Source organism: Kocuria sp. CPCC 205260, assembly GCF_040981045.1.
Lineage (GTDB): Bacteria > Actinomycetota > Actinomycetes > Actinomycetales > Micrococcaceae > Kocuria > Kocuria palustris.
In genome coordinates, this window is the sequence record NZ_JAVKPT010000002.1 from 23,944 (window position 1) to 46,945 (window position 23,002).

Sequence of the window (23,002 nt, forward strand, 5' to 3'; positions counted from 1 at the left end):
CTCCTGGGGAGGGGTGGTCAGCGCCGAGCGGAGCGGGCTGATGCCGTCTCCGTCGCGCGTGGATCCGAGCGCGGCACGACCTGCAGGAGCCTGGGGCTGCGCAGGGCCGACGGACGCGCTGCCTGCCACCCAGCGCGTCGAACCGTCTCGACCGCGCCAGGATACAGGCCGCGATGACCGCCCACGACGGCCATGTTGGTGCCGCCCGCCCGGCAGGAGCAGAATCGAGCCATGACTTCTGCACCCGCTGCTCAGACTCCCCCGTTCGCGCTCACGATCGCCGGCAACGAGGCCACCGGCGGCGCCGGCGCCCAGGCGGATCTCAAGACCTTCCAGGAGCTCGGCGTCTTCGGCTCGCTGGCGCTGACCTGCATCGTGTCCTTCGACCCCAGCAACGACTGGGGCCACCGCTTCTCCCCGGTGGATCCGCAGGTGATCGCCGATCAGCTCGACGCCGCCTCCTCGGCCTACGACCTCAGCGCCGTCAAGATCGGCATGCTCGGCTCGCCGCAGACCATCGACGTCGTCGCCCAGGCCCTCGAGTCCCTGAAGACCCCGCACCTGGTCCTGGACCCGGTGCTGATCTGCAAAGGCCAGGAGCCCGGTGCCGCACTCGACACGGACAAGGCGCTGACCGCCCAGATCCTGCCGAAGGCCACGTTCGTGACGCCCAACCACTTCGAGTCGATCTCGCTGTCCGGAATGGACGACATCACGACCGTCGAGCAGCTGGAGGAGGCCGCCAAGCGCATCCACGAGCGCTCCGGGGCAGCAGTGCTCGCCAAGGGCGGCGTGCGCCTGGAGGGTCCGGACGCCGTGGACGTGTTCTACGACGGCACCACGACCGAGGTCCTGTCCTCGCCGAAGGTCGGCGACGTCGCCGTTGCCGGAGCCGGCTGCACCCTGGCCGCGGCGATCACCGCCGAGCTGGCCAAGGGCGTGTCCCCGCTGGAGGCGGCCCAGGCCGCCAAGGAGTTCGTCTCGGCCGGCATCCGCCAGCGCGTGAGCTCCCACGCCCCGTTCGACTCCCTGTGGCAGGGCGGGCTGGCCGCCGAGCGCGCCTGAGCAGCAGAGCCCCATACATTCCATTCAAGGCATACGACGATCGCGGCCCCGCACTGCAGTCGCTGCAGTGCGGGGCCGGCTTTCGCCTCCGAGCAGCTCCCGGACACTTCCGCGGGGTCATGAGCTCCGGAATCCCGATGCGAACCCGACTGAGGATCAGAAGGTCCTGGACGGCGGACGCAGATCGAGGCGAGGAGGCGCAATGGATCCGACAACAGGCCCGGCGCCTCGTGAGTCGATCGACGACGTCGTCCGCGGGCTCCGCGAGCTGCGCGGCTCCGTCGGGGATCCGTCCTTCGCGCAGATCGCTCAGCGGATCACCGAGCGCCGCATCGCCCGGGGCACGCCGGAGGCGGCCGCCCGAACAGCCGCCCACTGCCGAGACGATGCAGCCCGGCACTTCTCACAAGGAATACGCTCCGCAGACTGCGGGTTATGGGGGATGACGCGGCACGGAAGAATCCGTCGCCGTACACGAACCTGAATGAGAGGAGCACGACATGGCAGTCTCCGATAAGAAGGTGGCCTTCCTGCTGACTCGCGGCGTGGAGCAGGTCGAGCTGACCAGCCCCCGCCAGGCCCTCGACGAGGCCGGTGCGACCACCACGCTCATCTCGCCCTCGGAGGGCACCCTCCAGGCCATGCAGGGCGACTGGGACCACGCCGACACCTTCGACGTCGACCTCCCGGTCGGCCAGGCGCGGGTCGAGGACTTCGACATGCTGGTGCTGCCCGGCGGCACCCTCAACGCCGACGCCCTCCGTCTGGACGAGGACTCGGTGGAGCTGGTCAAGGCGTTCTTCGCCGCGGACAAGCCCGTGGCCGCGATCTGCCACGCCCCGTGGATCCTGGCCCAGGCGGGCCTGGCCAAGGGCCGCCGCCTGACCTCGTTCGCATCCACCGAGGTGGACCTCAAGAACGCCGGGGCCGACTGGGTCGACGAGGAGGTCGTCGTCGACGGCAACCTGATCACCTCGCGCGATCCCGGCGACCTGGAGGCCTTCAACCGCGAGATCGCCCAGGCCCTGTCCTGAGCCTTCGCGCAGTACTGCGCCCCGCCCGCTCCGCTCGGAGCAGGCGGGGCGCCTCCCTGTCAGCTCATGCCCAGGAGATTCCAAGTAAGTCTCGCCTCACTCAGGGGTCTTTTGGCGACATCTGGTAGTAAGGTGTCAGCATGCCCAAGATCCAAGCGGCCACCAACGCCGAGCAGCGCGAGCACACCAAGCACGCCATCCTCGAGTCCTTCGGCCAGCTGCTGTACCAGCAGGGCCTGACCGGGCTCACCATGACCCATGTGGCCCGCAACGCCGGCATCGGCCGCACGGCCGTCTACAACTACTTCGCGGACATGGGCGAGCTGCTCATCGCCTTCACCATGGACGAGACCGATCGCTTCATGCGCGAGCTGCACGCCGAGCTCGCCCTGGTCGAGAATCCCGTGGACAAGCTCGGCGTGTACGTCCGCGCCCAGCTCGACGACCTCTCGCGCCGTCACATCCCCCCGGGGCCGGCCATGCGCACGGTGCTCTCCCCGGAGGACTTCCAGAAGCTCGGCGCCCACGTGGGCTCTCTGCGACTCGTGCTCATCGACATCCTCCGCGAGGCCGTCGCCGACGGCTGGCTGCCGGACGGCGACCTCCCGGAGATGGGCCGCCTGGTCCACGGCTCCCTGGCCTCCACGGCCGACCGGGAGGCCAACTCGGAGGAGGACCGCGCCGCCCACGAGCGCCACGTCCGCGCCACGGTCACCTTCATCCTGCGCGGGCTGGGTGCCCGCTTCGACGACGAGGGCTCCCCCGTCCGCCTGAGCGAGCCGGCCCCCGCTCTGAGCCTGGCCGGCTGATCAGCTCACCTGGACGGTCTCGACCCGGTACCACTCGCTCAGGATCCTGACGAAGGGCGCCGCCAGGTCCTCGGCGCGGTCCAGTTCGCGCTTCTGCGAGCGGATGCCCAGGCCCCAGCCATCCGTATAGCCCTTGGCCAGCCACTGCTGGTCATCTGGCAGGAACTTCTCAGCCAGCGGCAGCTTCCGCGCGCTGAGCTCGGTCCTTCCGGGCTGCGGGTGGCTTGTGCTCACCAGCAGGCGCTCCTCATGGCCCTTCAGCACCCCGTGGTAGAGCCGCTTCAGGTGCACGACCCACTCCGGGGCGACCTGCGCCTCCGACGGCTCCGGGGAGTTCGCCTCGTCGGCCGCAGCGCAGACCCCCAGGAAGTACCCGAGCTCGGGAGGATTGACGTCTCCGCGGGCCTCTGCCTGGATGTGCCCCTCGAGCTGGCACCCGTCTGCCAGCGCGGGCGAGGCGACCACGACGGAGGGCATGCCAGAAGCTCCCCTCCTCACCACGACATCCCAGTCGTGAGACAGCCGCAGCTGCAGATCCAGGCTCTCCAGCTTTCCGCTGACCAGTGACTTCCACTCCAAAGCGCTCGCCGTTCCCTCTGCTCGTCTCCCGTCGCCTCGGCTCTTTCACGAGGCCCCGACTCACGGGAGGCTGCGAGCGCAGCACCGCCGCTTGGAGGCCTGCGGCGAAGCCCGATCAGTTCCCGAACAGCAGCAGATCCCGGTCCTGGGCACCGAGTTCGATGCCCAGGACCGGGATCTGCCGCCAGAAGGCCGGCTCAGGCCGTGGACGGACGACGCGGCTCAGCGCGTCAGCACACCGGTGCGCGGCGGGATGTAGTGCCCATTGACCGTGACGCCGTAGTTCAGGAAGTTGATCCGCACCCAGCGGCCGTCGTTGAGCTTGCGGGAGTGCACGTGCCGGTCGTAGGCAAATTGTGTGTCGCCCACGGCATACAGGCCCTTCCAGTTCACGGCATAGCGCAGATCGGCGGTCTCCGAGCGGTCTTCGTCGAGGGAGTACCAGAAGATGCTCTCCCGGAACTGCTTGCCGGTATCCCGGGTCTCTCGGCAGGTCGTCTGCGCCTCGGCGACGGCCGTCTGCAGCTGGCCGGGGCCCGTGCGCGACATCAGCGTGGTCGCTAGGACCATCGACATGTCGCGAGCCCGTCGGGTGTCCACCGCGGCCTGCAGCGCGCCGGCGTTCGGTGTGGAGTCGAGCAGGCAGCTTCCCCCGACGCCCCCGCTGGCTGCAGGAGTCGTCGTGGCGTTGACCGCGAAGTTGTGCATCACCACGGGCGTGCCCAGGGCCGCGACCTGCCCCATCAGGGCGCCGTTCTGCTGGGTCACGTGCCAGGCGCCCATGGACGAGCCGTTCGCGCCGCCGATGGTGGACTCCCGGAAGATCCAGTCCAGATCCCGCGATGAGCCGAGCTGCTTGGCCAGCGCCTGCTGGTTCGGGTAGTCCGCGTAGACCCCGAGGTTGCCTGCGATCTTGGCGCCGGCGTCGCGACGGGCGACCTCGTCGTCGATCGCCGCCACGGTGCGCAGCATCGCCTGGCCGTAGCCGTCGTCGGAGCCCCACGGGCCCCACGTTCCGATGTCGCGCATGTTCTGGCCCTGGGCCGGAGACATCGCCATGTCATCCAGGAAGACCCCGTCGAACTGCGTGGGAGCGGCGCCGGTGGTGCCGCGCACGGAGTCTGTGGTCACGATGTCCGCGGCCCGGTCGGCGCACGAGGCGTTGTAGGAGCTCGAGAGGCTCGCGATGCGCAGGTGGGAGAACCCGGGATAGACCGCGCGGCCATTGGAGTCCACGGCGACCCGCGAGTTGTTGGGCCGCACCGTGTAGTTCGCGCCGTCGCGGTTCAGGGACAGGCAGGTGCTGTGGAACGGATCCCGAGTCCACGACGAGGCGTCTGAGATGCCGCCGATGTCCAAGTAGGCGTAGAACTTCACTCCGGGGTTGGCGCCGCGCATGTCGGCCAGGTTGCAGGAGCCGGCGGGCAGGTTCCCGGAGGCGGTGATCGGGTCCACCACGACGGAGTCGACCGCACCCACGAGGGCGCCGCCGCGGCGAGCGCTGCGAGTCTGCGCGCCCCCGGGAGCAGCGGACGGTTTCGAGGTGCGGCCCGATGGCGGGCGCGAGATCGGTTCGTGGGCATGGGAGAGGCCCCCTTCCGCGTCCGGGCAGGGACGCTGGCCAGTGGCTGGGAATGGGCTGGACAGAGCCCCGACGGACCCTACAAGCCTCTGACCAGGGGAAACAGGCCCCTCACTCCACCCGGCTGCGATGTGACCCGAAGTGGCCCCACCCCGATGCCGAATCATTCGCCGCCGGGATGGCCCCTCACTGCCGCTGGACTGCCCCCGGCCACATCTCATCCACCACGTACCTCTCGCCGATCGAGAAGTCGTACTGCACGAGCTTCAGGTCCTGGAGCAGATCCGCTCGCGTCTCGTCCAGGTTCTCGGGATCCAGCTCCTCGCCCTGCGGATCCAGCATGCGCTCGCGCTGGATCACCGGCATGGACCCGTTCACGTCGTCGAGCAGTGCCAGGTAGGGCGTGACGGGAGCGTCGGCGACCTCGTAGATCTTGGGCAGGAACATGGCCGGAGTGGTCACGGTGCCCTCGGAGGTCTGATCCGTCTCGCTGTTCCACACGTAGTACGGGGTCTGCAGGCTGGTCTCCGGGTCGTTCTGCGCGCGCAGCTCATCCGAGTAGACGCCGGGCAGGTGATCGCCGTAGAAGACCACGATCGTCTCCTCGTCACCCTCGCGCAGCTGCTGCAGGAACTCGGCCATCGCGTCATCGGTGTTGTGCAGGCCGCGGGCGTACTGGCTGAGCTGACCGGTGTCCGAGCCGTCGGCGACCTCGACTCCGATCGGGTCGTCGTAGAAGTCGAAGTACGGACCGTGGTTCTGCATGGTCACCAGGTTCGTGAACACGGGCTCGTCGGTGGTGTCCATCTGGTGGAGCACCTCGTCGAAGGCCGAGGCATCGCTGATGTACGGGCTGCGCCCCAGGTGGTCGTCTTCCTGGATATTGTCCTCGTTGATCACCCGGTCGAAGCCGAAGTTCTCGTAGACCGCCGGGCGCTTGTACATGTGCAGGTTGTAGGGGTGGATCGCCACGGAGACGTGGCCCATCTCCTCGAAGGCGCCCGCAGCCGACGGGTATCCGTCCAGGTCGCTGACGAAGTTCTGGTACGGCGAGTTCGCCTGCTGGCGGAACAGCCCCACGGGCTCACCGGTCATCGACTCGAACTCCATGGTGGAGGTGCCTCCGCCGTAGGAGTTGGAGTACATGGTCCCGGACAGGGTCTCCTCCATGGTGTCGCGGGTCTGCGGGATCGGGTCCTCGTCGAGCTCGACGCCGTCCATGCGCGTGGGATCGGAGAACGACTCGGAGAGGATGACCACCACGTTGGTGTCCTCGAGCGAGCCGTCGCGGTCGGCGTTGATCTGCTCCGCACGGCCCTCGTAGCGCTCGGCGAGATCGGACATGGCGGCCTCGTCGTAGCCCTCGGGCTCATCCATGGGATCGGTCGGCATGTTGTAGAGGAACCCGCCCACGAAGCCGTGGACGCGGTAGTTGTACAGCTGGCTCGAGTTGCCCCAGTCCTCTCCATTCGTGTCGTAGAGCGCACGCCACATGTTGGATTCGGAATTGAAGCTCACCGTGTGGATCAGCAGGGCACCGGTCACGATCACTCCCAGGATGCGCAGCCCCAAGTAGCGCTTGTGGACTCCGCCTTCCGCGCGGCGCAGGCGCGGGCGCGGGAACCACCGGGACATCAGCTTCCCGATCACGACGATCACCAGGACCAGCACGACGAGGCCGATCACCACCGCCGCGATCATCTGGCCCGTGACCATCGACAGCAGGAAGCCCGCTTGTCCCACGAACTCCATGTCGCTGGGGAACACGGGCTCCTGCCGGATCATCAGCTTCTGCTTGCTGGCCACCGCCAGGATCGCCAGGGCCGCGGTGACGATGCCGACCGACCACCAGAACCGTCCGATCAGCAGCCAGACGAAGGACATCAGCACGAAGATCACCAGGACGTCGAACGGCGACGTCAGCTCCACGAGGTGCCCGAAGGTGTCGTCCTCCACACGCGCCGAGCTCTGCAGCATGAACGCGCAGATCGCCGACAGCACGAGCATCACGACCGCTCCGCCGACGATCCCGGTCCAGCGAGGGCGGGGGGCGGGGGCGTCTTCGGGGGGTGTCGTGCTGTTCATGCAGGACACGGTATCTGTAAAGACTCCGTTCATCTTCACCGGATTCGTCACACCCGATGACGGCGTGGATCACATCTGAGCGTTCGCACATGCTTTCTCGGCAGCTCAGGGCCTGCCGGTCAGCCCAGCTGGAATCGAGCATGAAGAAAGCCCCTTCGATCAGCGCTTGTGCTGAGCGAAGGGGCTTCCCGACGGCGGAGGATGGGGGATTTGAACCCCCGAGGGCGTTAACCCAACACGCGTTCCAGGCGTGCGCCATAGGCCGCTAGGCGAATCCTCCTCGGCTGCACGGTCGCACCGCAGGGCGCGAACATGCAGGGACTATCCTAGACCATGCGCACCCGACGGTGGAAATCCTCGGGATGGGAAGCAGGGTTTCACAGCGCCCGCACCGGTCCGATACACTCTTCGACAGCCCCTCGTGCGGCGTCATCTTGAGGAACTCCCCCAGGGCCGGAAGGCAGCAAGGGCACTTGAGCTCTGACGGGTGCACGAGGGGTCTTCTCATGCCCGGATCGCACCCGGAACCCAGTCATCCACCGCACCGACTCCGCCGCTCAGGACGTCGGAGCCCGTCGCTACAGTGTCCGTGTGACGACCGCCCTGTACCGCCGCTACCGCCCTGAGACGTTCGAGGACGTCATCGGTCAGTCCCATGTGACCGAGCCGCTGATGACCGCGCTGCGCAAGAACAAGGTGAACCACGCCTACCTGTTCTCCGGTCCGAGAGGCTGCGGCAAGACCACCTCGGCGCGCATCCTGGCGCGCTGCCTCAACTGCGCTCAGGGCCCCACGCCCACGCCCTGCGGGCAGTGCGAGTCCTGCCGCGATCTGGCCCGCGACGGCGCCGGCTCCCTGGACGTCATCGAGATGGACGCCGCCTCCCACGGCGGCGTGGACGACGCCCGCCAGCTGCGCGAGCGCGCCACGTTCGCCCCGGTCCGGGACCGGTACAAGATCTTCATCATCGACGAGGCCCACATGGTCACGCGCGACGGCTTCAACGCGCTGCTGAAGATCGTCGAGGAGCCCCCGGAGCACATCAAGTTCATCTTCGCCACCACGGAGCCGAACAAGGTCCTGCCGACCATCCGCTCCCGCACGCACCACTACCCGTTCCGCCTGGTCCCGCCCGAGCCGCTCATGGAGTACCTCAGCGCCCTGTGCGAGCAGGAGGGCGTGGGCGTGGAGCCCGGCGTGCAGGCGATGGTGGTCCGCGCCGGCGGCGGCTCCGTGCGCGACTCCCTCTCCGTGCTTGATCAGCTCATGGCCGGCACCGACCAGGATCAGATCAGCTACGACCTGGCCAGCTCGCTGCTCGGCTACACCCATGGGGCCCTTCTCGACGACGTCGTCGACGCCTTCGCCTCCGGCGACGCCGCCACGGTGTTCCGCGCCGTCGACCGCGTGATCCAGACAGGACAGGATCCGCGGCGGTTCGTGGAGGATCTGCTCGAGCGCTTCCGCGACCTCGTGATCGTGGACGCCGTGCCGGAGAACGCGGGCAACATCCTCCACGGGACCCCGGAGGACCAGATCGCCCGCCTGCGCAATCAGGCACATCAGATGGGCGCCTCGGAGCTCTCGCGCTGCGCGGACATCACCAACGAGGCGCTGACCGAGATGGTGGGGGCCACCTCCCCGCAGCTGCACCTGGAGCTGCTGTGCGCCCGGCTGCTGCTGCCCTCGGCGGAGAACACCACCCGCGGAGTCGGCGTGCGCGTGGATCGCCTCGAGCGACGCCTGAACATCGGGCGCACCGGCGCTCCCACCGGGCCCCTGGTGGATGTGCCGCAGGAGCAGGCCTCCTCCGGCGCCCCGCAGCAGGCACCGGCTCCTCAGCCCGAGCCGCCCCGGCCCGTCCAGCCCGCTGCCGAGGACACCGACGCGCACAGCGGCTCCACCCCCGCAGGGGAGCATGACACTGCCTCCGAGGCTCCTGCCCCGGCCCAGCCCGAGGTGCAGGAATCGGATCCGCTCGCTGCGGCCGAAGGCGGCTTCGGGAAGTTCCGCGGTCGCCAGCCGGAGACTCGCGGCGAGTCGTCCGGATCCTCGGGGAACTCTGCGCCCGCGCAGGATGGCCCCCAGTCGGTGTCCCAGCTGTCAGGGTCTCAGCAGTCGGGGCCACGGCGCGCCGAGGCGCAGCCACAGGCTCCCCAGCAGCCTGCCGGCGCCCCGGATCAGACGCCTCAGCGTCCGCCGCACGCGGATGAGTCCGCCTCCCGCGGCCCCGCCAGCGGCGGCGAGATCGACATGATCCGCAGCTCCTGGACCGAGATCATCTCGGCCCTGGCGGAGATCCATCGCGTCTCGTGGATGACCACCATGCGCGGAACCCCCATCGCCTTCGACGGCTCCGTCCTGCAGCTGATGTTCGATGCCGAGGGCGACCGCAAGAACTTCCCGCGCTTCGAGCCGAACCTGGTCCAGGCGATCCAGCAGGTCATCGGCGTGACCTGCCGCGTGGAGGCCGTCGGTCCCGGAGGGGGGACCCGGCATGACTCCGGCGGACCTCGAGGCGCAGCTCCGCAGGGGTCCGGCTCGAGCGGGCCGGGCGGCGTCGGCCCCAGCACTGCCGGTCCGGGCGGATCCGCCCCCGGCGCTCCGGGCTCCGCCGGGCCCCGCGGCGCAGGACCCGGCGGACCGAGCTCGAACGGGCCCGGTGGTCCGGGCCGCCCGAGCGCGAACGCGCAGACCGAGTCCGGGCAGCAGGGCCCCGAGCAGCGCGGCTCGGGACGAAGCACTCCAGCACAGCACGGCGGCGAGCCGCGGGGCAGACCCAGCGATGACCGGGAGGAAGCGCAGCATGACGGGGGCCGGGCGACCGGCCCTCGGCCGTTCCCCGCCCAGGGTCAGCGACCGCCCCAGCGCGAGCAGCCGTCTCAGCGCGCTGAACCCCGACGGCAGCCCGGCAGCCTGACCCCGCAGGACGAGGCCCCTCAGGAGGAGGCCGAGCAGTCGGCCCCTCAGCAGGACGACTCCGCCGAGGTGACGACCTGGGCTGTGGCGTCGATCCCCACCTCGGATCCGGTGGAGGCCGCCCCTGCCGGACCCGATGGTCCCGCCCAGGGCACCGAGCCCGAGGTTCCCGAGGCCCCGGCAGATCCGGCTCCCACGGGAGCTGCCCCGACACCGGCCGGACCGGAGGAGAGCACCCGCCAGGACTCGGCCTCTGAGGCGTCGCAGGAGGCGGCCTCAGCCCCGCCGTCGGCGCAGTCCCCGGAGCAGACTCGGCCGGAGCCCGAGAGCGCACCGCTGTCCACGCAGGACGCCCGCGCCGCGTGGGCGGAATCCGTCGAGCCGTTCTCGCCCTCGCAGGACCCCCAGGAGCCGTCAGCCTCCCAGCCGCCGCCAGCGGCCCGGGAGCAGGCAGCACCGCGCGAACAGGCCCCTCCCCACCAGCCGGCCGAGAACCGGGACCAGGCTGCACCCCGGCGGCAGCCACAGAGGTCGGCTCAGCGTCGGCGCGGCGAGGACCCGTCGCCGGATCCGATCGTGCCCGCCAGCCCGTACGACGACATCCCCTGGCCGGATGAGGCTCCCCCCGAGGAGGAGCCGCCCTTCGAGGACCCCGGCTACCGCGGGGCACCGTCGCGCGCGGCGGCCGGCTCCGGCGCGGGGCACGGCGCGGACACGGATCCGCAGCACACCTCCGGCGGACCGGCAGCGCAGACGCTCGCGCCGTCCGTCGAGCCGGGCGAGCCGACCTCCCAGCAGGACTCCGCCCGCCCCGGGTCCTTCCGCACGCCGGCACAGACCCCGGGCCACTCCGCAGAGCCCGTCTCGGAGCAGCCGCCGCAGGACCTTCCATCGGAGGAGCAGTCCCCGCAGCAGCCGCCCCAGGAGGATGCCCCGCCGGAGCAGTGGCGCCCCTCTGCAGGAGCACGCTCGGCGTCCGCTCCCTCGGGCGCCGCAGCGGGCGGAGCCGCAGCGCCTTCATCGGGATCGGCAGCGCCCGCTGCGCCGCGCAAGCAGAGCTTCCGGGAGCGCCACGCGGCACATTTCGCCGCCGCTGAGCGCAGCGCCGAGCCGAGCCGGGCTGCGTCGTCGGCCCCGGACCTAGACTCGGAGGCGACGTTCTCGCCCAGCGAGGACGACGAGGCCGTGGAGAACACGGACCAGAGCACGCGGGCGCTGATCGAGCGCATCCTCGGCGGGCGGCTGCTGGAGGAGATCCCGCATCAGAGCGGCATCTGAGCTTCCGTCGTCCCTCCTGGAGCGCACCCGCCCCATCGAAACCGTCGAAACGAGTGATCCGTGTACGAAGGCGCAGTCCAGGACCTGATCGATGAGCTCGGTCGCCTGCCCGGTGTGGGCCCCAAGTCCGCCCAGCGCATCGCCTTCTTCCTGCTCGATGCCGAGCGCTCGGACGTCCAGTCGCTGGCCGATGCCCTGATCGCGGTCAAGGAGCGGGTCCAGCACTGCGAGACCTGCGGCAACGTCTCCGAGCAGGAGCAGTGCAGCATCTGCCGCGATCCGCGTCGCGACCGCACCGTCATCTGCGTGGTCGAGGAGTCCAAGGACGTCATGGCCATCGAGCGCACCCGAGCGTTCCGCGGGCTGTACCACGTGCTCGGCGGCTCCATCAATCCGATCGGCGGCGTCGGCCCTGATCAGCTGCGGATCCGCGAGCTCATGACCCGGCTCTCGGACGAGACCGTCCAGGAGATCGTCCTGGCCACCGACCCGAACCTCGAGGGCGAGGCGACCGCCACCTACCTGGCGCGCATGCTGCGGACCCTGGGCATCACGGTGACCCGCCTGGCCTCGGGGCTGCCCGTGGGCGGAGACCTGGAGTACGCGGACGAGGTCACGCTGGGCCGGGCGTTCGAGGGCCGTACCGCGGTCAGCTGAGCTGGCCGATAGACTGGGACGAATGCCGCCGAGGAGCCTCGGCAGACAAGCAGCCAGAACCAGCCGGGGGTGCCAGAACAGATGAGCCTGATCGTGCAGAAGTTCGGCGGATCGTCGGTCGCAGACGCGGCCAGCATCCGTCGAGTGGCACGTCGCGTGGTGGAGACCCGAGATGCCGGCAACGACGTCGTCGTGGTGGTCTCCGCCATGGGCGACACCACCGACGAGCTGATCGACCTGGCCAACGAGGTGGCGCCCAAGCCGCCCGCCCGTGAGATGGACATGCTCCTGACCTCCGGCGAGCGGATCTCCATGTCCCTGCTGGCCATGGCGGTGAGCGCCTACGGCGCACCGGCCCAGTCCTTCACGGGCTCGCAGGCCGGCATGATCACGGACGGCGACCACGGGGCGGCCTCGCTCGTGGAGGTCAATCCCGAGCGCATCCGCGAGTCCCTGGACCAGGGCAACATCGCGATCGTCGCCGGCTTCCAGGGCGTGCACCGGGCCACCAAGGACATCACCACGCTGGGCCGCGGCGGCTCGGACACCACGGCCGTGGCCCTGGCGGCCGCGCTCGACGCCGACGTCTGCGAGATCTACTCGGACGTGGACGGCGTCTTCACCGCGGATCCGCGCATCGCGCCCAAGGCGCACAAGCTCGAGGAGATCTCCTCCGAGGAGATGCTGGAGATGGCGGCCAACGGCGCCAAGATCCTGCACCTGCGCTGCGTCGAGTACGCCCGCCGCTTCGGCGTGAAGCTGCACGTCCGCTCATCCTTCACCCACCACGAGGGCACCTGGGTCATCCCCAGCCCCGATGACACGACCGTCTCTGTGCACACCCAGGAGATCCCCTTGGAACAGCCGCTGATCGCAGGAATCGCCCACGACCGCACCCAGGCCAAGATCACCGTCGTCGGCGTCCCCGACCGCCCCGGGATCGCCTCCGGCATCTTCCGGCTCCTGGCCGATGCCAAGGTCAACGTGGACATGATCGTGCAGAACGTCTCAGTCTCGGACGAGAAGACCACGGACCTGTCCGTGACGATCCCGGAGACCCAGGGCGATCTGGCCATGTCCATGCTGCGCGCGGCCGAGGAGAAGATCGGCTACGCGAGCCTCGAGTACAACGACCAGGTCGGCAAGCTCTCCCTGGTCGGGGCGGGCATGAAGTCCAACCCGGGCGTGTCCTTCACGTTCTTCGACGCCCTGGCCGAGCACGACATCAACATCGACATGATCTCCACCTCTGAGGTGCGGATCTCCGTGGTGACCGCCGCCGACCGCCTGGACGAGGCCGTGCGCGCCGTCCACTCAGCCTTCGGTCTGGACTCCCAGCAGGACGCCGCCGTCTACGGCGGCACCGGGCGCTGAGCCCAGCATCTGCGCAGTGACCGCGACGGGCCCTCGCACCCCGGGGACCAGAATGCCCGCTGATTCCCGTGGCCGGCTGCTGGGCGCCGTGGAGGTGCTCGAGCCCCAGCAGTGGCACGCCCGACAGGCCGCTCACCTGCAGCGGGTCAGCCCCTGGACGGAGCCTTTCCGCGAGCGCCGCAGCCAGCAGCTCAAGCACCCGGTGGACGACTTCCTGTTCACCTACTACTCGCACTCCCCCGGCCGCCTGGAGCGCTGGCATCCTGGCCCGGGCGTCGTGCTGCTGGACGCCGCGGAGATGGCCGAGCAGCGCTACTGGCGCACCGTGACCGCGACGGAGGCCGAGGCCCTCGGCCTGAGCGCCGACGACGGTGCTGCGACCGTCGACGTCGCCGCATTCCTGGAATCGCGCGGACGCGCGGTCGAGTTCGTGGACATGCTCGTGCGGCGCACGGCCTCGAGAGCCGGGCAGTTCGGGTGCTTCGGGATGCATGAATGGGCCATGGCCTACAACGCCCGCGTGCACGGAGTGCGCCACGAGCAGCTGCCGCTGCGACTGGGCGCGGAGGGCACCGACGCCGTCGTGCAGGCCGAACGGCTGCGGTGCACCCACATCGACGCCTTCCGCTTCTTCGCCCCGGAGGCCGCCCCGCTCAACGAGCTGCAGCCCACTCGCGAGACCCAGCGGGACCTGGAGCAGCCCGGCTGCCTGCACGCGACCATGGACCTCTACAAGTGGGCGTACAAGCTGGCCCCAGCGGTGGCCTCCGAGCTGATCGCCGACTGCTTCGAGCTCGCGCTGGAGGTCCGGGCCACGGACATGGAGGCCTCCCCGTACGACCTCTCGGAATGGGGCTACGGCGTGGTCGCCGTGGAGACCCCGGAGGGCAAGGCGGAGTACGTGCGCCGTCAGCGCTCCTTCGCCCAGCGCGCGGCCCCGCTGCGGGAGCGCCTCCTGGAGACCACCTCCTGGCTGCTGGCGGCACGCGAGCAGCTGCCGGCTCCGCAGGCGCAGGGCCCCAGCACGCACCGCGCCGACGCACCCGGCGGTCCCGGGCCCACCGCCCCGGGAGAGCTCGCATGACCACGATCCGCCTGCTCGAGGCCTCCGCCGTGGCGCGGCCCGGGGACTTCGTGACCCTGCGCGCCGGCGGCGCAGCGCTGCTCGTGGCGCGCGACGATCAGGGGCTGCACGTCCTGCACAACGTCTGCCCGCACCAGGGCGCGACCGTCTGCCGCGCCGCCTCGGGCCGGGCCGAGAGCTTCGAGTGCCCCAATCACTACTGGGTCTTCTCCCCCGCCGGCACGTTCGAGGGATCCCGCCTGGCCCTGGCTCTCGGGCGGCAGGCCCCTCCGGATCCGGCCAAGGACCTGCGGCGGGTGCCGCACCAGCTGGTCGAGGGCTGGATCGAGATCGAGGACCCCTCCGGAGGCTGAGCGCTCAGCGCAGCGTCAGCACCGGGCAGGAGGCCTCGAGCAGGATGCGCTGGGCGCTCGAGCCCAGGAAGAGCTTCATCAGCGGCGAGCGGCGCCGCACCGCCAGCACGAGCAGCGCGGCGGCGTGGTCCTCAGCGAGCTCGAGCACCTGATCGGCCACGCCGTCGCCGGCGCGCTGGATCTCGAACTCGATCCCAGCCTCCAGGATCGGGCGGGAGAGCTCCTTGATGCGCTGGATCATCTCCGGCTCGGCAGTCGGCCCCGCCGTCATGTCGTGGGCGTAGTGCACCACTCGCAGCGCGGCCCCCAGATGCTGCGCGGCATCGATGCCCGCCTGCAGGACCGCCGGGGAGGAGTCCGACCGGTGAGCCAGCACGACCGTGCGCTCGGCCCGGTCGATGCCCTCGGAGGAGGACACTCTCAGCGAGGGCTGCGGCGCATCCGGTGCGCTGCGCGAGTAGAGATCTGCCATGGTCCTGCTCCTGTTCGTGCGATGTGTCTGAAGGGCCTGCGAGGACGCTGCGTCCGAGACCCGCACGGGCTCGGGCGCAGCATGGGACTCGGGCCGGGCGGCGGCCCCGGAGCCATGCTGCGGCTCAGCCGAAGGCGATGACGCCCACGAGGATGCCCACCGCGAGCATCGCCAGCGAGACGCACAGAGCCCGCCACAGCACCTTCTTGTGGTGATCGCCCAGCTCCACGCCTGCCAGAGAGACCAGCAGCAGGATGGCCGGGACGAGCGGGGACTGCAGGTGCACGGGCTGGCCCGTGATGGAGGCCCGCGCCATGTCGGCCGAGGAGATGCCGTAGTGCGAGGCGGTCTCGGTGAGCACCGGGAGGATGCCGTAGTAGAAGGCGTCGTTGCTCATGAAGAACGTCATGGGGATCGACAGCACTCCCGTGATGCCCGCCAGGTACGGCCCCCAGGCGGCGGGGATGACGTCCACGAGCCACTGCGCCATGTCATCGACCATGCCGGTGCCGCTCATGACGCCGGTCAGCACGCCGGCGGCCATGACCATGGCGACCACGGTGATGACCGACGACGCATGCGAGGCCAGCTCCTCGTGCTGCTCGCGCACCGTGCGGAAGTTGACCATCAGGGCCACGACGGTGCCGAGCATGAACAGGTAGGCCAGGGGCATGATGTCGATCACCAGCAGGACCATGATCACGACGGTCAGCGCCAGGTTGAACCACAGCAGGTGCGGACGCAGCGTGGGGCGGTTCGGGTCCAGGGCGGTCTCCGCCAGCGACGTGCCGGTCGAGCTTGCCTGGGGCTCCTCGCTCGTCTGGTTGATGACGAGGGCGCGGGTGGCCGGACCGCCCGTCGACCCGGCGGAGGCGGCGGCGACCGAGCCGCCGGCCCCGCGGGCCCACTGCACGCCGGCGGCGGTGAGGCGGCGCCGCTCGGAGAGCCCCATGAACCAGGCGAAGCCCAGCGCCAGCAGCAGGCCGACGATCAGCGACGGGACCATGGGCGCGAAGATCTCGTTGGGGTCCAGCTGCAGCGCCGAGGCCGCACGGGCGGTCGGCCCGCCCCACGGCACGATGTTCAGCGTGCCGTTGATCAGGCCGGCCACGCAGGTCAGCACCACCGGCGACATCTCGAGCCGGCGGTAGATCGGCAGCATGGCAGCGGTCACCACGATGAACGTCGTGGAGCCGTCGCCGTCCAGGGAGACCGCGCCGGTGAGCAGGGCCGTGCCCATGACCACGCGCAGCGGGTCATGGCCGGCCAGCCGCAGGATGACGTCCACTAGCCTGTCGAACAGGCCCACGTCGATCATGATGCCGAAGTAGATGATGGCGAACAGCAGCAGCGCCGCCGTGGAGGACATCGAGGCGATGGCCTCCATGACCATGTCGCCGATGCCCAGGCCCGCTCCGGCGAAGAGGCCGAAGATCGTGGGGACCAGGATCAGCGCCAGGATGGGCGAGAGCTTCTTGGTCATGATCAGCGTCATGAAGACGACGATCATGGCGAAGCCGAGGATGACGGTCACCGGGGCTCCTCCTTCTGCTGGCGTGCTGCGCAGCGCTCGGTGCGGCCCGACCCAGTGGGGTCGGATGTGATGCTCGTTGCACCGTAGGGATCGCCGCGGCGACCTGGCGCGGTTGTGCGCACAGACCGCGTTCTTCTCATTGCCCGCCTTCTGCGCATTGTGCTCGCAGGTGTGCTGCGCACTACGCTGGGCCCATGCCGCGACAGCCCCGATCCTTCGCGCGACGGGTGCTCGTCTCGCAGCTGGGCGTGATCGTGCTGGTCCTGGCACTGTCCGCGACCACCTCGGCCTGGCTGGGATCGCGCGCCGTGGCCCAGACCAATGCCACGCATGCGCTGTCCACAGCACGCACCCTGGCCGAGGACCCCCAGCTGCGCCAGGAGGTCACGGAGGCCTCCGCCCAGGACCGTCTGGACGTCGAGGTGCTGCGCGAGGGCCCCGTGCAGGCCCAGGCCGAGCAGGTGCGCCGCCGCGCCCAGGTCGAGTTCGTGGTGGTCGCCGACATCCACGGAACCCGCCTCTCCCATCCGGACCCCGCCGAGATCGGCCAGCACCTGTCCACCTCCCCCGATCGCGCGCTGGCCGGCGAGGAGAACGTGTACCAGCAGACGGGCACGCTCGGCTCCACGGTGCGTGCCAAGGTGCCGGTCTACTCGAGCGAGGACGACGGCAGCGTGGTCGGCCTGGTCTCCGTGGGGATCAGCTCCTCGGTGCAGGGCGCGGACATCCGCCGCGAGATCCTCGCGGCGGGACTCGTGGCCGCTGCGGCCCTGGGCATCGGCGCTGCGGTCTCCCTGGCGCTGGTGCGGCGGCTCGAGCGGGCGACCCTGGGCGTGGGCCCCGAGGAGCTCGCGGACATGGCCCGCCACCAGGAGGCCGTGCTCCAGGGGCTCGACGACGGCGTGCTCGGCTTCTCGCCCTCCGGGGCCGTGACGCTGTCCAATGCGCGCGCTCGCAGCATGCTCGGGTGGGCGGAGCAGGACGGGCCGGTCCCCGAGCCGATCGCCCGGGGCGCGCATCGGGCCATCGACGCCGCCCATGCCGGGGATCTGAGCCCCGTGCGCGGGCGGCACCGCGTGGGCGATCGCATCCTGCTGATCACCACGGTGCCCGTGCGCCGCGGAGCGGTGGAGATGGGGGCCGTGGTGACGCTGCAGGACGAGACGCAGATCCTCACCATGGGCCGGCAGCTGGAGTCGGTCACGGCCATGGCCCAGGCGCTGCGGACCCAGCGCCACGAGTTCGCCAATCGCCTGCACACCGTGCTGGGGCTGGTGGACACGGGGGCCGGCGAGGAGGCCGGCGACTACCTGCGCCGCATCCTGCGCTCCGGGCCGATCGCCGCCCCGGTCGAGGGCATCGAGGCCCTCGAGGACCCCTATCTGCGAGCGCTGCTGGAGGCCAAGGGGACGCTCAGCGCGGAGGCCGGCGTCCTGCTGCGGGTCTCGCCGGAGTCGCTCGTGCTCAGCCCGCTGGCCGAGCCGGAGGATGTCACGATGATCCTGGGCAACCTCATCGACAACGCCGTGCGGGCCGTGGTGGACGCTCCGCGCTCCACGACCGCCGCCGAGGACCTCCCCGAGCAGCTGCAGGGCATCGTCGAGGTCCACCTGCTCAGCGCGGGGCAGGACCTCCACGCGACCGTCGCCGACTCGGGCCCGGGCCTGGACGCGGCGGCGGACACCGGCATCCTGTTCGCCGAAGGGGTCACCGGCCGCCCGGGGGCACAGGAACCCGCCCCCGCAGACCCCGAGGCCGGAGCACAGGAGCCGGACGAGGCCCACGGCCACGGCATCGGCCTGGCCCTGTGCCGCCGGGCCGCCCGGCGCCGCGGCGGGGAGCTGTGGGTCGCCGCCGCCCGCGACGCGGAGCTCGGCGGAGCCGCCTTCGGGCTGCTGCTGCCGGGCGTGCTGCGTCCGTCGGCGGGCGAGTCCGAGAGCCGATCGACCAGCACAGGAGAGCAGCCATGATCGATGTCCTGGTCCTCGATGACGACGTCTACGTCGGGCGGCTGCACTGCCGGTACGTCGAGCAGACCCCCGGGTTCCGCGCGCTCGAGCCGGTGCGCGATCTGCGCAGCGCCCGGAAGGTGCTCGCCGCCGGCGGCGTGGACCTGCTGCTGGCGGACGAGGTCCTGCCCGACGGCACCGGGACCCAGCTGATCCGGGAGACCTCGGTGGATGCCGCCCTGCTCACCGCGGTGACGGATGCCCAGGTGGTCCGCGCGGCGCTGTCGGCGGGCGCCCTGACCTGCCTGTTCAAGCCGTTCGATTCCGAGCAGCTCACGAGCCTGCTGCGCCGCTACGCCCGTCTGCGCAGGGTGTGGGAGCAGGAGCGCCTCTCGCAGGCCGGGCTGGACCGGGCCCTGCGCGGGTTCTACGACGCCGGGGGCGCGGGCGCCTCCCCGGAGAGCCGGGCCGGGAGCACGTCCGCCCGCATCCTGGAGGCGCTGCAGCGCGCCCAGGGGCCCCTGCCCGCCGTGCAGGTGGGCGAGGCGATCGGGGTCTCCCGGGCCACGGCTCAGCGCCACCTGGTCAGGCTGGCCGAGCAGGACATGGTCACGGTGTCGCTGCGCTACGGCAGCGCGGGGCGCCCCGAGCACCTCTACGCCGCCCCCGCCTGAGCCGAGAGGCGCCGGTCGCCGCCGTGCGCCCCGCCCGCGCAGCGCGGATAGACTCGGAGGCGTTCCGGCAGCCGCCGTCGCCTCACCCCATCCGGGTGATCCGGCGCCCTCGCTGCCGCCGCTGCCTGGCAGCACCGCACATCAGCCCCGCATCACGAGGAGTGCCCGTGGCCCGTATCGTTGTCGACGTCATGCCCAAGCCGGAGATCCTGGACCCCCAGGGCAAGGCGATCATCCGGGCGTTCGCCCACCAGGAGATCCAGGGCTTCACCGGGGTCCGCCAGGGCAAGCGCTTCGAGCTCGAGGTCGACGGCGAGGTCACCGAGGACCAGCTCGAGGCAGCCCGCCACGCCGCCGCGACCATGCTCTCCAACCCGGTGATCGAGGACGTCGTGAACGTGGCCGTCATCGACGAGGAGGTCTGAGCCGGTGACCCAGAACTCCTTCGAGACCCCCTTGGTGGCCGATCTCGGCCAGGCCATGCCCGATCAGCGCCTGCGCGACGTCCGCGTGGGCGTCATCACCTTCCCCGGCACGCTCGATGACCGCGACGCCATGCGCGCCGTGGAGATCGCCGGCGGCACCCCGGTGCGCCTGTGGCACGCCGACGACGACCTCCAGGGCGTCGACGCCGTGATCCTGCCGGGCGGCTTCTCCTACGGCGACTACCTGCGCGCCGGAGCGATCTCGCGCTTCGCGCCGCTGATGACCCGTCTGATCGACGCGGCGAACGGCGGTCTGCCGGTCCTCGGGATCTGCAACGGCTTCCAGGTCCTCACCGAGGCCCACCTGCTGCCGGGCTCCATGATCCGCAACGACCACCTGAAGTTCGTGTGCCGCGACCAGCGCCTGCGCGTGGAGTCCACCGACACCCCGTGGACCTCGCTGTACCAGCCCCGCGAGGAGATCGTCGTCCCGCTGAAGAACCAGGACGGCCAGTACGTCTGCGACGACGACACCCTGCGCATGCTCGAGGAGGAGGGCCGCGTTGTCTTCCGCTACCTCGACGGCAATCCCAACGGCTCGCGCCACGACATCGCCGGCGTCCGCAATGCGGCGGGCAATGTCGTGGGCCTCATGCCGCACCCGGAGCACGCGATCGAGCCCGGCTTCGGACCGGACTCCTCGGCCGCAGGCACCGTCCCCATGCGCGGAGGGGCCGATGGCCTGGCCATCTTCGTCTCCGCGCTGACCTCGATCGTGAACGGAGGCTCCCGCGCATGAGCGAGCAGCAGTTCCAGCTCGACACCGTCGAGCACGCAGCATCCACCCCCGACACCGAGCTGCCCTGGGCCGAGCTCGGGCTCAAGCAGGACGAGTTCGACCGCGTCGTCGAGATCCTGGGGCGCCGCCCGACCGCGGCGGAGCTGGCTATGTACTCGGTCATGTGGTCCGAGCACTGCTCCTACAAGTCCTCCAAGGTCCACCTGCGCCAGTTCGGCGAGAAGGTCTCCGAGGAGATGACCAAGGACCTGATGGTCGGCATGGGCGAGAACGCCGGCGTGACCGACATCGGCGACGGCTGGGCCGTGACCTTCAAGATCGAGTCGCACAACCACCCGTCGTACGTGGAGCCCTACCAGGGCGCGGCCACGGGCGTGGGCGGCATCGTGCGCGACATCATCTCCATGGGCGCCCGCCCGGTGGCCGTGATGGATCCGCTGCGCTTCGGCGAGATCGACCACCCGGACACCCAGCGCGTGGTGCACGGGATCGTGGCCGGCGTGGGCGGCTACGGCAACTCGCTGGGCCTGCCGAACATCGGCGGAGAGGTCGAGTTCGACGCCTGCTACCAGGCGAATCCGCTGGTCAACGCCCTGGCCGTGGGCGTCATGCGCCACGAGGACCTGCGTCTGGCCAACGCCTCGGGCGCGGGCAACCGCGTGGTGCTCTTCGGCGCGCGCACCGGCGGCGACGGCATCGGCGGCGCCTCGGTGCTGGCCTCCGAGTCCTTCGACGACACCAAGCCGTCCAAGCGCCCCGCCGTGCAGGTGGGCGATCCGTTCGCGGAGAAGGTGCTCATCGAGTGCTGCCTCGAGCTGTTCCGCGACGGCCTGGTCGAGGGCATCCAGGACCTGGGCGCTGCGGGCATCTCCTGCGCGACCTCCGAGCTGGCCTCCAACGGCGACGGCGGCATGCACGTGGACCTGTCCGCGGTGCTGCTGCGCGATCCGTCGCTGACCCCGGGCGAGATCCTGATGTCGGAGTCGCAGGAGCGCATGATGGCTGTCGTGACCCCGGAGAAGGCTGCGGCCTTCGAGGAGGTGCTCGAGCGCTGGGAGGTCGAGTACTCCTGGATCGGCGAGGTCACCGACACCGGCCGTCTGGTCATCGACTGGCAGGGCGAGGTCATCGTCGACGTCGACCCGCGCACCGTGGCCCACGAGGGCCCCGTGTACGAGCGGCCCATGCAGCGCCCCGCGCGCACGGACGCCGTGCAGGCGGACCGCTTCACGGGCTCCTCGGCCGACACCGGTCGCCCGGAGGGCGAGGCCCTCGGCGAGGCCGTCCTGGAGCTGATGAGCTCCCCGAATATGGCCTCCACGGCATGGATCACGGATCAGTACGACCGCTACGTGCAGGGCAACACCGCCATGGCCATGCCCGACGACGCCGGCGTGGTCCGCGTGGACGAGCAGACCGGGCTGGGCGTGGCCCTGTCCACCGATTGCAACGGCCGCTACGCCTACTTGGACCCGTACCGCGGCGCCCAGCTGGCCCTGGCCGAGGCCTACCGCAACGTCTCCACCTCAGGCGCCCGCCCGGTGGCCGTCTCCGACTGCCTGAACTTCGGCTCCCCCGAGGATCCCGAGGTCATGTGGCAGTTCGCCGAGGCCGTGCGCGGCCTGGCCGACGGCTGCCTGGAGATCGGCGTGCCGGTCACCGGCGGCAACGTCTCGCTGTACAACCAGACCGGCGACGAGGCCATCCACCCCACCCCCGTGGTCGCCATGATGGGCGTGCTCGACGACGTCCGCCGGCGCACCCCGTCGGGCTGGGATGACACCGCAGACGGCCAGGCGATCTACCTGCTCGGTACCACCGCCGATGAGCTCGACGGCTCCGAGTGGGCGCGCGTGCGCGGCCACCTGGGCGGGCAGCCCCCGCAGGTCGACCTCAAGCGCGAGCGCCTTTTGGGCGAGCTGCTGATCAACATGTCCCGCGACGGCATGGTCGACTCCGCCCACGACGTCTCCGAGGGCGGCCTGGCCGCGACCCTGTCCGAGATGTGCCTGCGGTTCGGCACCGGTGCGCGGATCGGGCTCGGCGAGGTCTGCGAGCGCGACGGCCTGGATGCCTTCACGATGCTGTTCTCCGAGTCGCAGGCCCGCGCCGTCGTGTCCGTGCCGCGCTCGGAGGAGGTGCGCTTCAAGGACATGTGCACCATGCGCGGCTACGAGTTCGCGCGCATCGGCGTGGTGGACGCGCAGTCGAAGTCCCTGGACCTCATGGGCCACGCCGAGGTCCCGCTGGAGCGCCTGCGCGAGGCCCACGAGGCCACGCTCCCGCGCCACTTCGGCTGAGGTCGTGCCCTGCGGCGCCCGGCCGCCCCG

At 70.7% G+C, this 23,002-nt stretch carries 18 protein-coding genes, 1 tRNA gene and 1 other RNA gene; 14 read left to right on the forward strand and 6 right to left on the reverse strand.

Translation table 11 applies throughout. The features are described 5' to 3' along the window. Positions 1-231: 231 nt before the first annotated feature. From RF645_RS04780 to RF645_RS04790, 3 genes are all read left to right on the forward strand, one after another. On the forward strand, positions 232-1,065 hold the full coding sequence (locus tag RF645_RS04780; protein ID WP_058872026.1) for a hydroxymethylpyrimidine/phosphomethylpyrimidine kinase: 834 nt from the start codon (positions 232-234) through the stop codon (positions 1,063-1,065). 500 nt (positions 1,066-1,565) lie between these two features. Beyond that, on the forward strand, positions 1,566-2,099 hold the full coding sequence (locus RF645_RS04785; RefSeq protein ID WP_006213957.1) for a type 1 glutamine amidotransferase domain-containing protein: 534 nt from the start codon (positions 1,566-1,568) through the stop codon (positions 2,097-2,099). A gap of 140 nt (positions 2,100-2,239) precedes the next feature. After that, on the forward strand, positions 2,240-2,908 hold the full coding sequence (locus RF645_RS04790) for a TetR/AcrR family transcriptional regulator (protein WP_006213958.1): 669 nt from the start codon (positions 2,240-2,242) through the stop codon (positions 2,906-2,908). Here RF645_RS04790 and RF645_RS04795 read toward each other — a convergent pair whose 3' ends face one another. The 4 genes from RF645_RS04795 to RF645_RS04810 all read right to left on the reverse strand — a co-directional run bounded on the left by RF645_RS04795 (position 2,909) and on the right by RF645_RS04810 (position 7,434). Beyond that, positions 2,909-3,385 (reverse strand): hypothetical protein, encoded by a 477-nt coding sequence (locus tag RF645_RS04795; protein ID WP_058872025.1) that lies wholly within the window; start codon positions 3,383-3,385, stop codon positions 2,909-2,911. A 324-nt stretch (positions 3,386-3,709) separates the two neighbouring features. Further along, complete coding sequence (locus RF645_RS04800) at positions 3,710-4,942, reverse strand: hypothetical protein (RefSeq protein ID WP_153005744.1); 1,233 nt, start codon at positions 4,940-4,942, stop codon at positions 3,710-3,712. A 313-nt stretch (positions 4,943-5,255) separates the two neighbouring features. Beyond that, positions 5,256-7,154, reverse strand: coding sequence for an LTA synthase family protein (locus tag RF645_RS04805; protein ID WP_161937536.1), 1,899 nt, complete (start codon positions 7,152-7,154; stop codon positions 5,256-5,258). A 195-nt stretch (positions 7,155-7,349) separates the two neighbouring features. Continuing rightward, a tRNA-Ser gene (locus RF645_RS04810) sits at positions 7,350-7,434 on the reverse strand. Between the two features lie 130 nt (positions 7,435-7,564). Between RF645_RS04810 and ffs the strand changes: the two genes are divergently transcribed. The 6 genes from ffs to RF645_RS04840 all read left to right on the forward strand — a co-directional run bounded on the left by ffs (position 7,565) and on the right by RF645_RS04840 (position 14,819). Further along, positions 7,565-7,661: signal recognition particle sRNA small type (gene ffs, locus RF645_RS04815), an RNA gene on the forward strand. 84 nt (positions 7,662-7,745) lie between these two features. Continuing rightward, on the forward strand, positions 7,746-11,351 hold the full coding sequence (locus RF645_RS04820) for a DNA polymerase III subunit gamma and tau (RefSeq protein ID WP_058872021.1): 3,606 nt from the start codon (positions 7,746-7,748) through the stop codon (positions 11,349-11,351). Positions 11,352-11,411: 60 nt separating this feature from the next. Further along, complete coding sequence (gene recR / locus RF645_RS04825) at positions 11,412-12,008, forward strand: recombination mediator RecR (protein ID WP_006213963.1); 597 nt, start codon at positions 11,412-11,414, stop codon at positions 12,006-12,008. Between the two features lie 81 nt (positions 12,009-12,089). Continuing rightward, positions 12,090-13,382 carry an aspartate kinase gene (locus tag RF645_RS04830; protein WP_006213964.1) on the forward strand — a complete coding sequence of 431 codons (1,293 nt, stop codon included), beginning with the start codon at positions 12,090-12,092 and terminating at the stop codon, positions 13,380-13,382. Positions 13,383-13,434: 52 nt separating this feature from the next. Next, positions 13,435-14,466 (forward strand): 3-methyladenine DNA glycosylase, encoded by a 1,032-nt coding sequence (locus RF645_RS04835; protein ID WP_368818683.1) that lies wholly within the window; start codon positions 13,435-13,437, stop codon positions 14,464-14,466. Beyond that, positions 14,463-14,819 (forward strand): Rieske 2Fe-2S domain-containing protein, encoded by a 357-nt coding sequence (locus tag RF645_RS04840; RefSeq protein WP_006213967.1) that lies wholly within the window; start codon positions 14,463-14,465, stop codon positions 14,817-14,819. The genes RF645_RS04835 and RF645_RS04840 overlap by 4 nt, the downstream gene beginning before the upstream one ends. A 4-nt stretch (positions 14,820-14,823) precedes the next feature. On the opposite strand, the gene RF645_RS04845 is transcribed toward RF645_RS04840, so the two are convergent. Beyond that, a complete protein-coding gene (locus RF645_RS04845) occupies positions 14,824-15,291 on the reverse strand; it encodes a universal stress protein (protein ID WP_006213969.1) in 468 nt (155 codons plus the stop codon). 124 nt (positions 15,292-15,415) lie between these two features. After that, complete coding sequence (locus RF645_RS04850) at positions 15,416-16,825, reverse strand: CitMHS family transporter (RefSeq protein WP_006213970.1); 1,410 nt, start codon at positions 16,823-16,825, stop codon at positions 15,416-15,418. A gap of 194 nt (positions 16,826-17,019) precedes the next feature. Between RF645_RS04850 and RF645_RS04855 the strand changes: the two genes are divergently transcribed. The 5 genes from RF645_RS04855 to purL all read left to right on the forward strand — a co-directional run bounded on the left by RF645_RS04855 (position 17,020) and on the right by purL (position 22,972). After that, positions 17,020-18,795, forward strand: coding sequence for an ATP-binding protein (locus RF645_RS04855; RefSeq protein WP_040560447.1), 1,776 nt, complete (start codon positions 17,020-17,022; stop codon positions 18,793-18,795). Next, positions 18,792-19,448 carry a response regulator gene (locus tag RF645_RS04860; RefSeq protein WP_006213973.1) on the forward strand — a complete coding sequence of 219 codons (657 nt, stop codon included), beginning with the start codon at positions 18,792-18,794 and terminating at the stop codon, positions 19,446-19,448. Before RF645_RS04855 ends, RF645_RS04860 begins: the two co-directional genes overlap by 4 nt. 167 nt (positions 19,449-19,615) lie before the next feature. Further along, the gene (locus tag RF645_RS04865; protein ID WP_006213974.1) at positions 19,616-19,873 is read left to right on the forward strand and encodes a phosphoribosylformylglycinamidine synthase subunit PurS; all 258 of its coding nucleotides are present in this window, start codon (positions 19,616-19,618) and stop codon (positions 19,871-19,873) included. Between the two features lie 55 nt (positions 19,874-19,928). Further along, positions 19,929-20,672, forward strand: a complete 744-nt coding sequence (gene purQ / locus RF645_RS04870; RefSeq protein WP_082331098.1) for a phosphoribosylformylglycinamidine synthase subunit PurQ — start codon at positions 19,929-19,931, stop codon at positions 20,670-20,672. Further along, on the forward strand, positions 20,669-22,972 hold the full coding sequence (purL, locus tag RF645_RS04875) for a phosphoribosylformylglycinamidine synthase subunit PurL (RefSeq protein WP_058872018.1): 2,304 nt from the start codon (positions 20,669-20,671) through the stop codon (positions 22,970-22,972). Before purQ ends, purL begins: the two co-directional genes overlap by 4 nt. Positions 22,973-23,002: the final 30 nt, after the last annotated feature.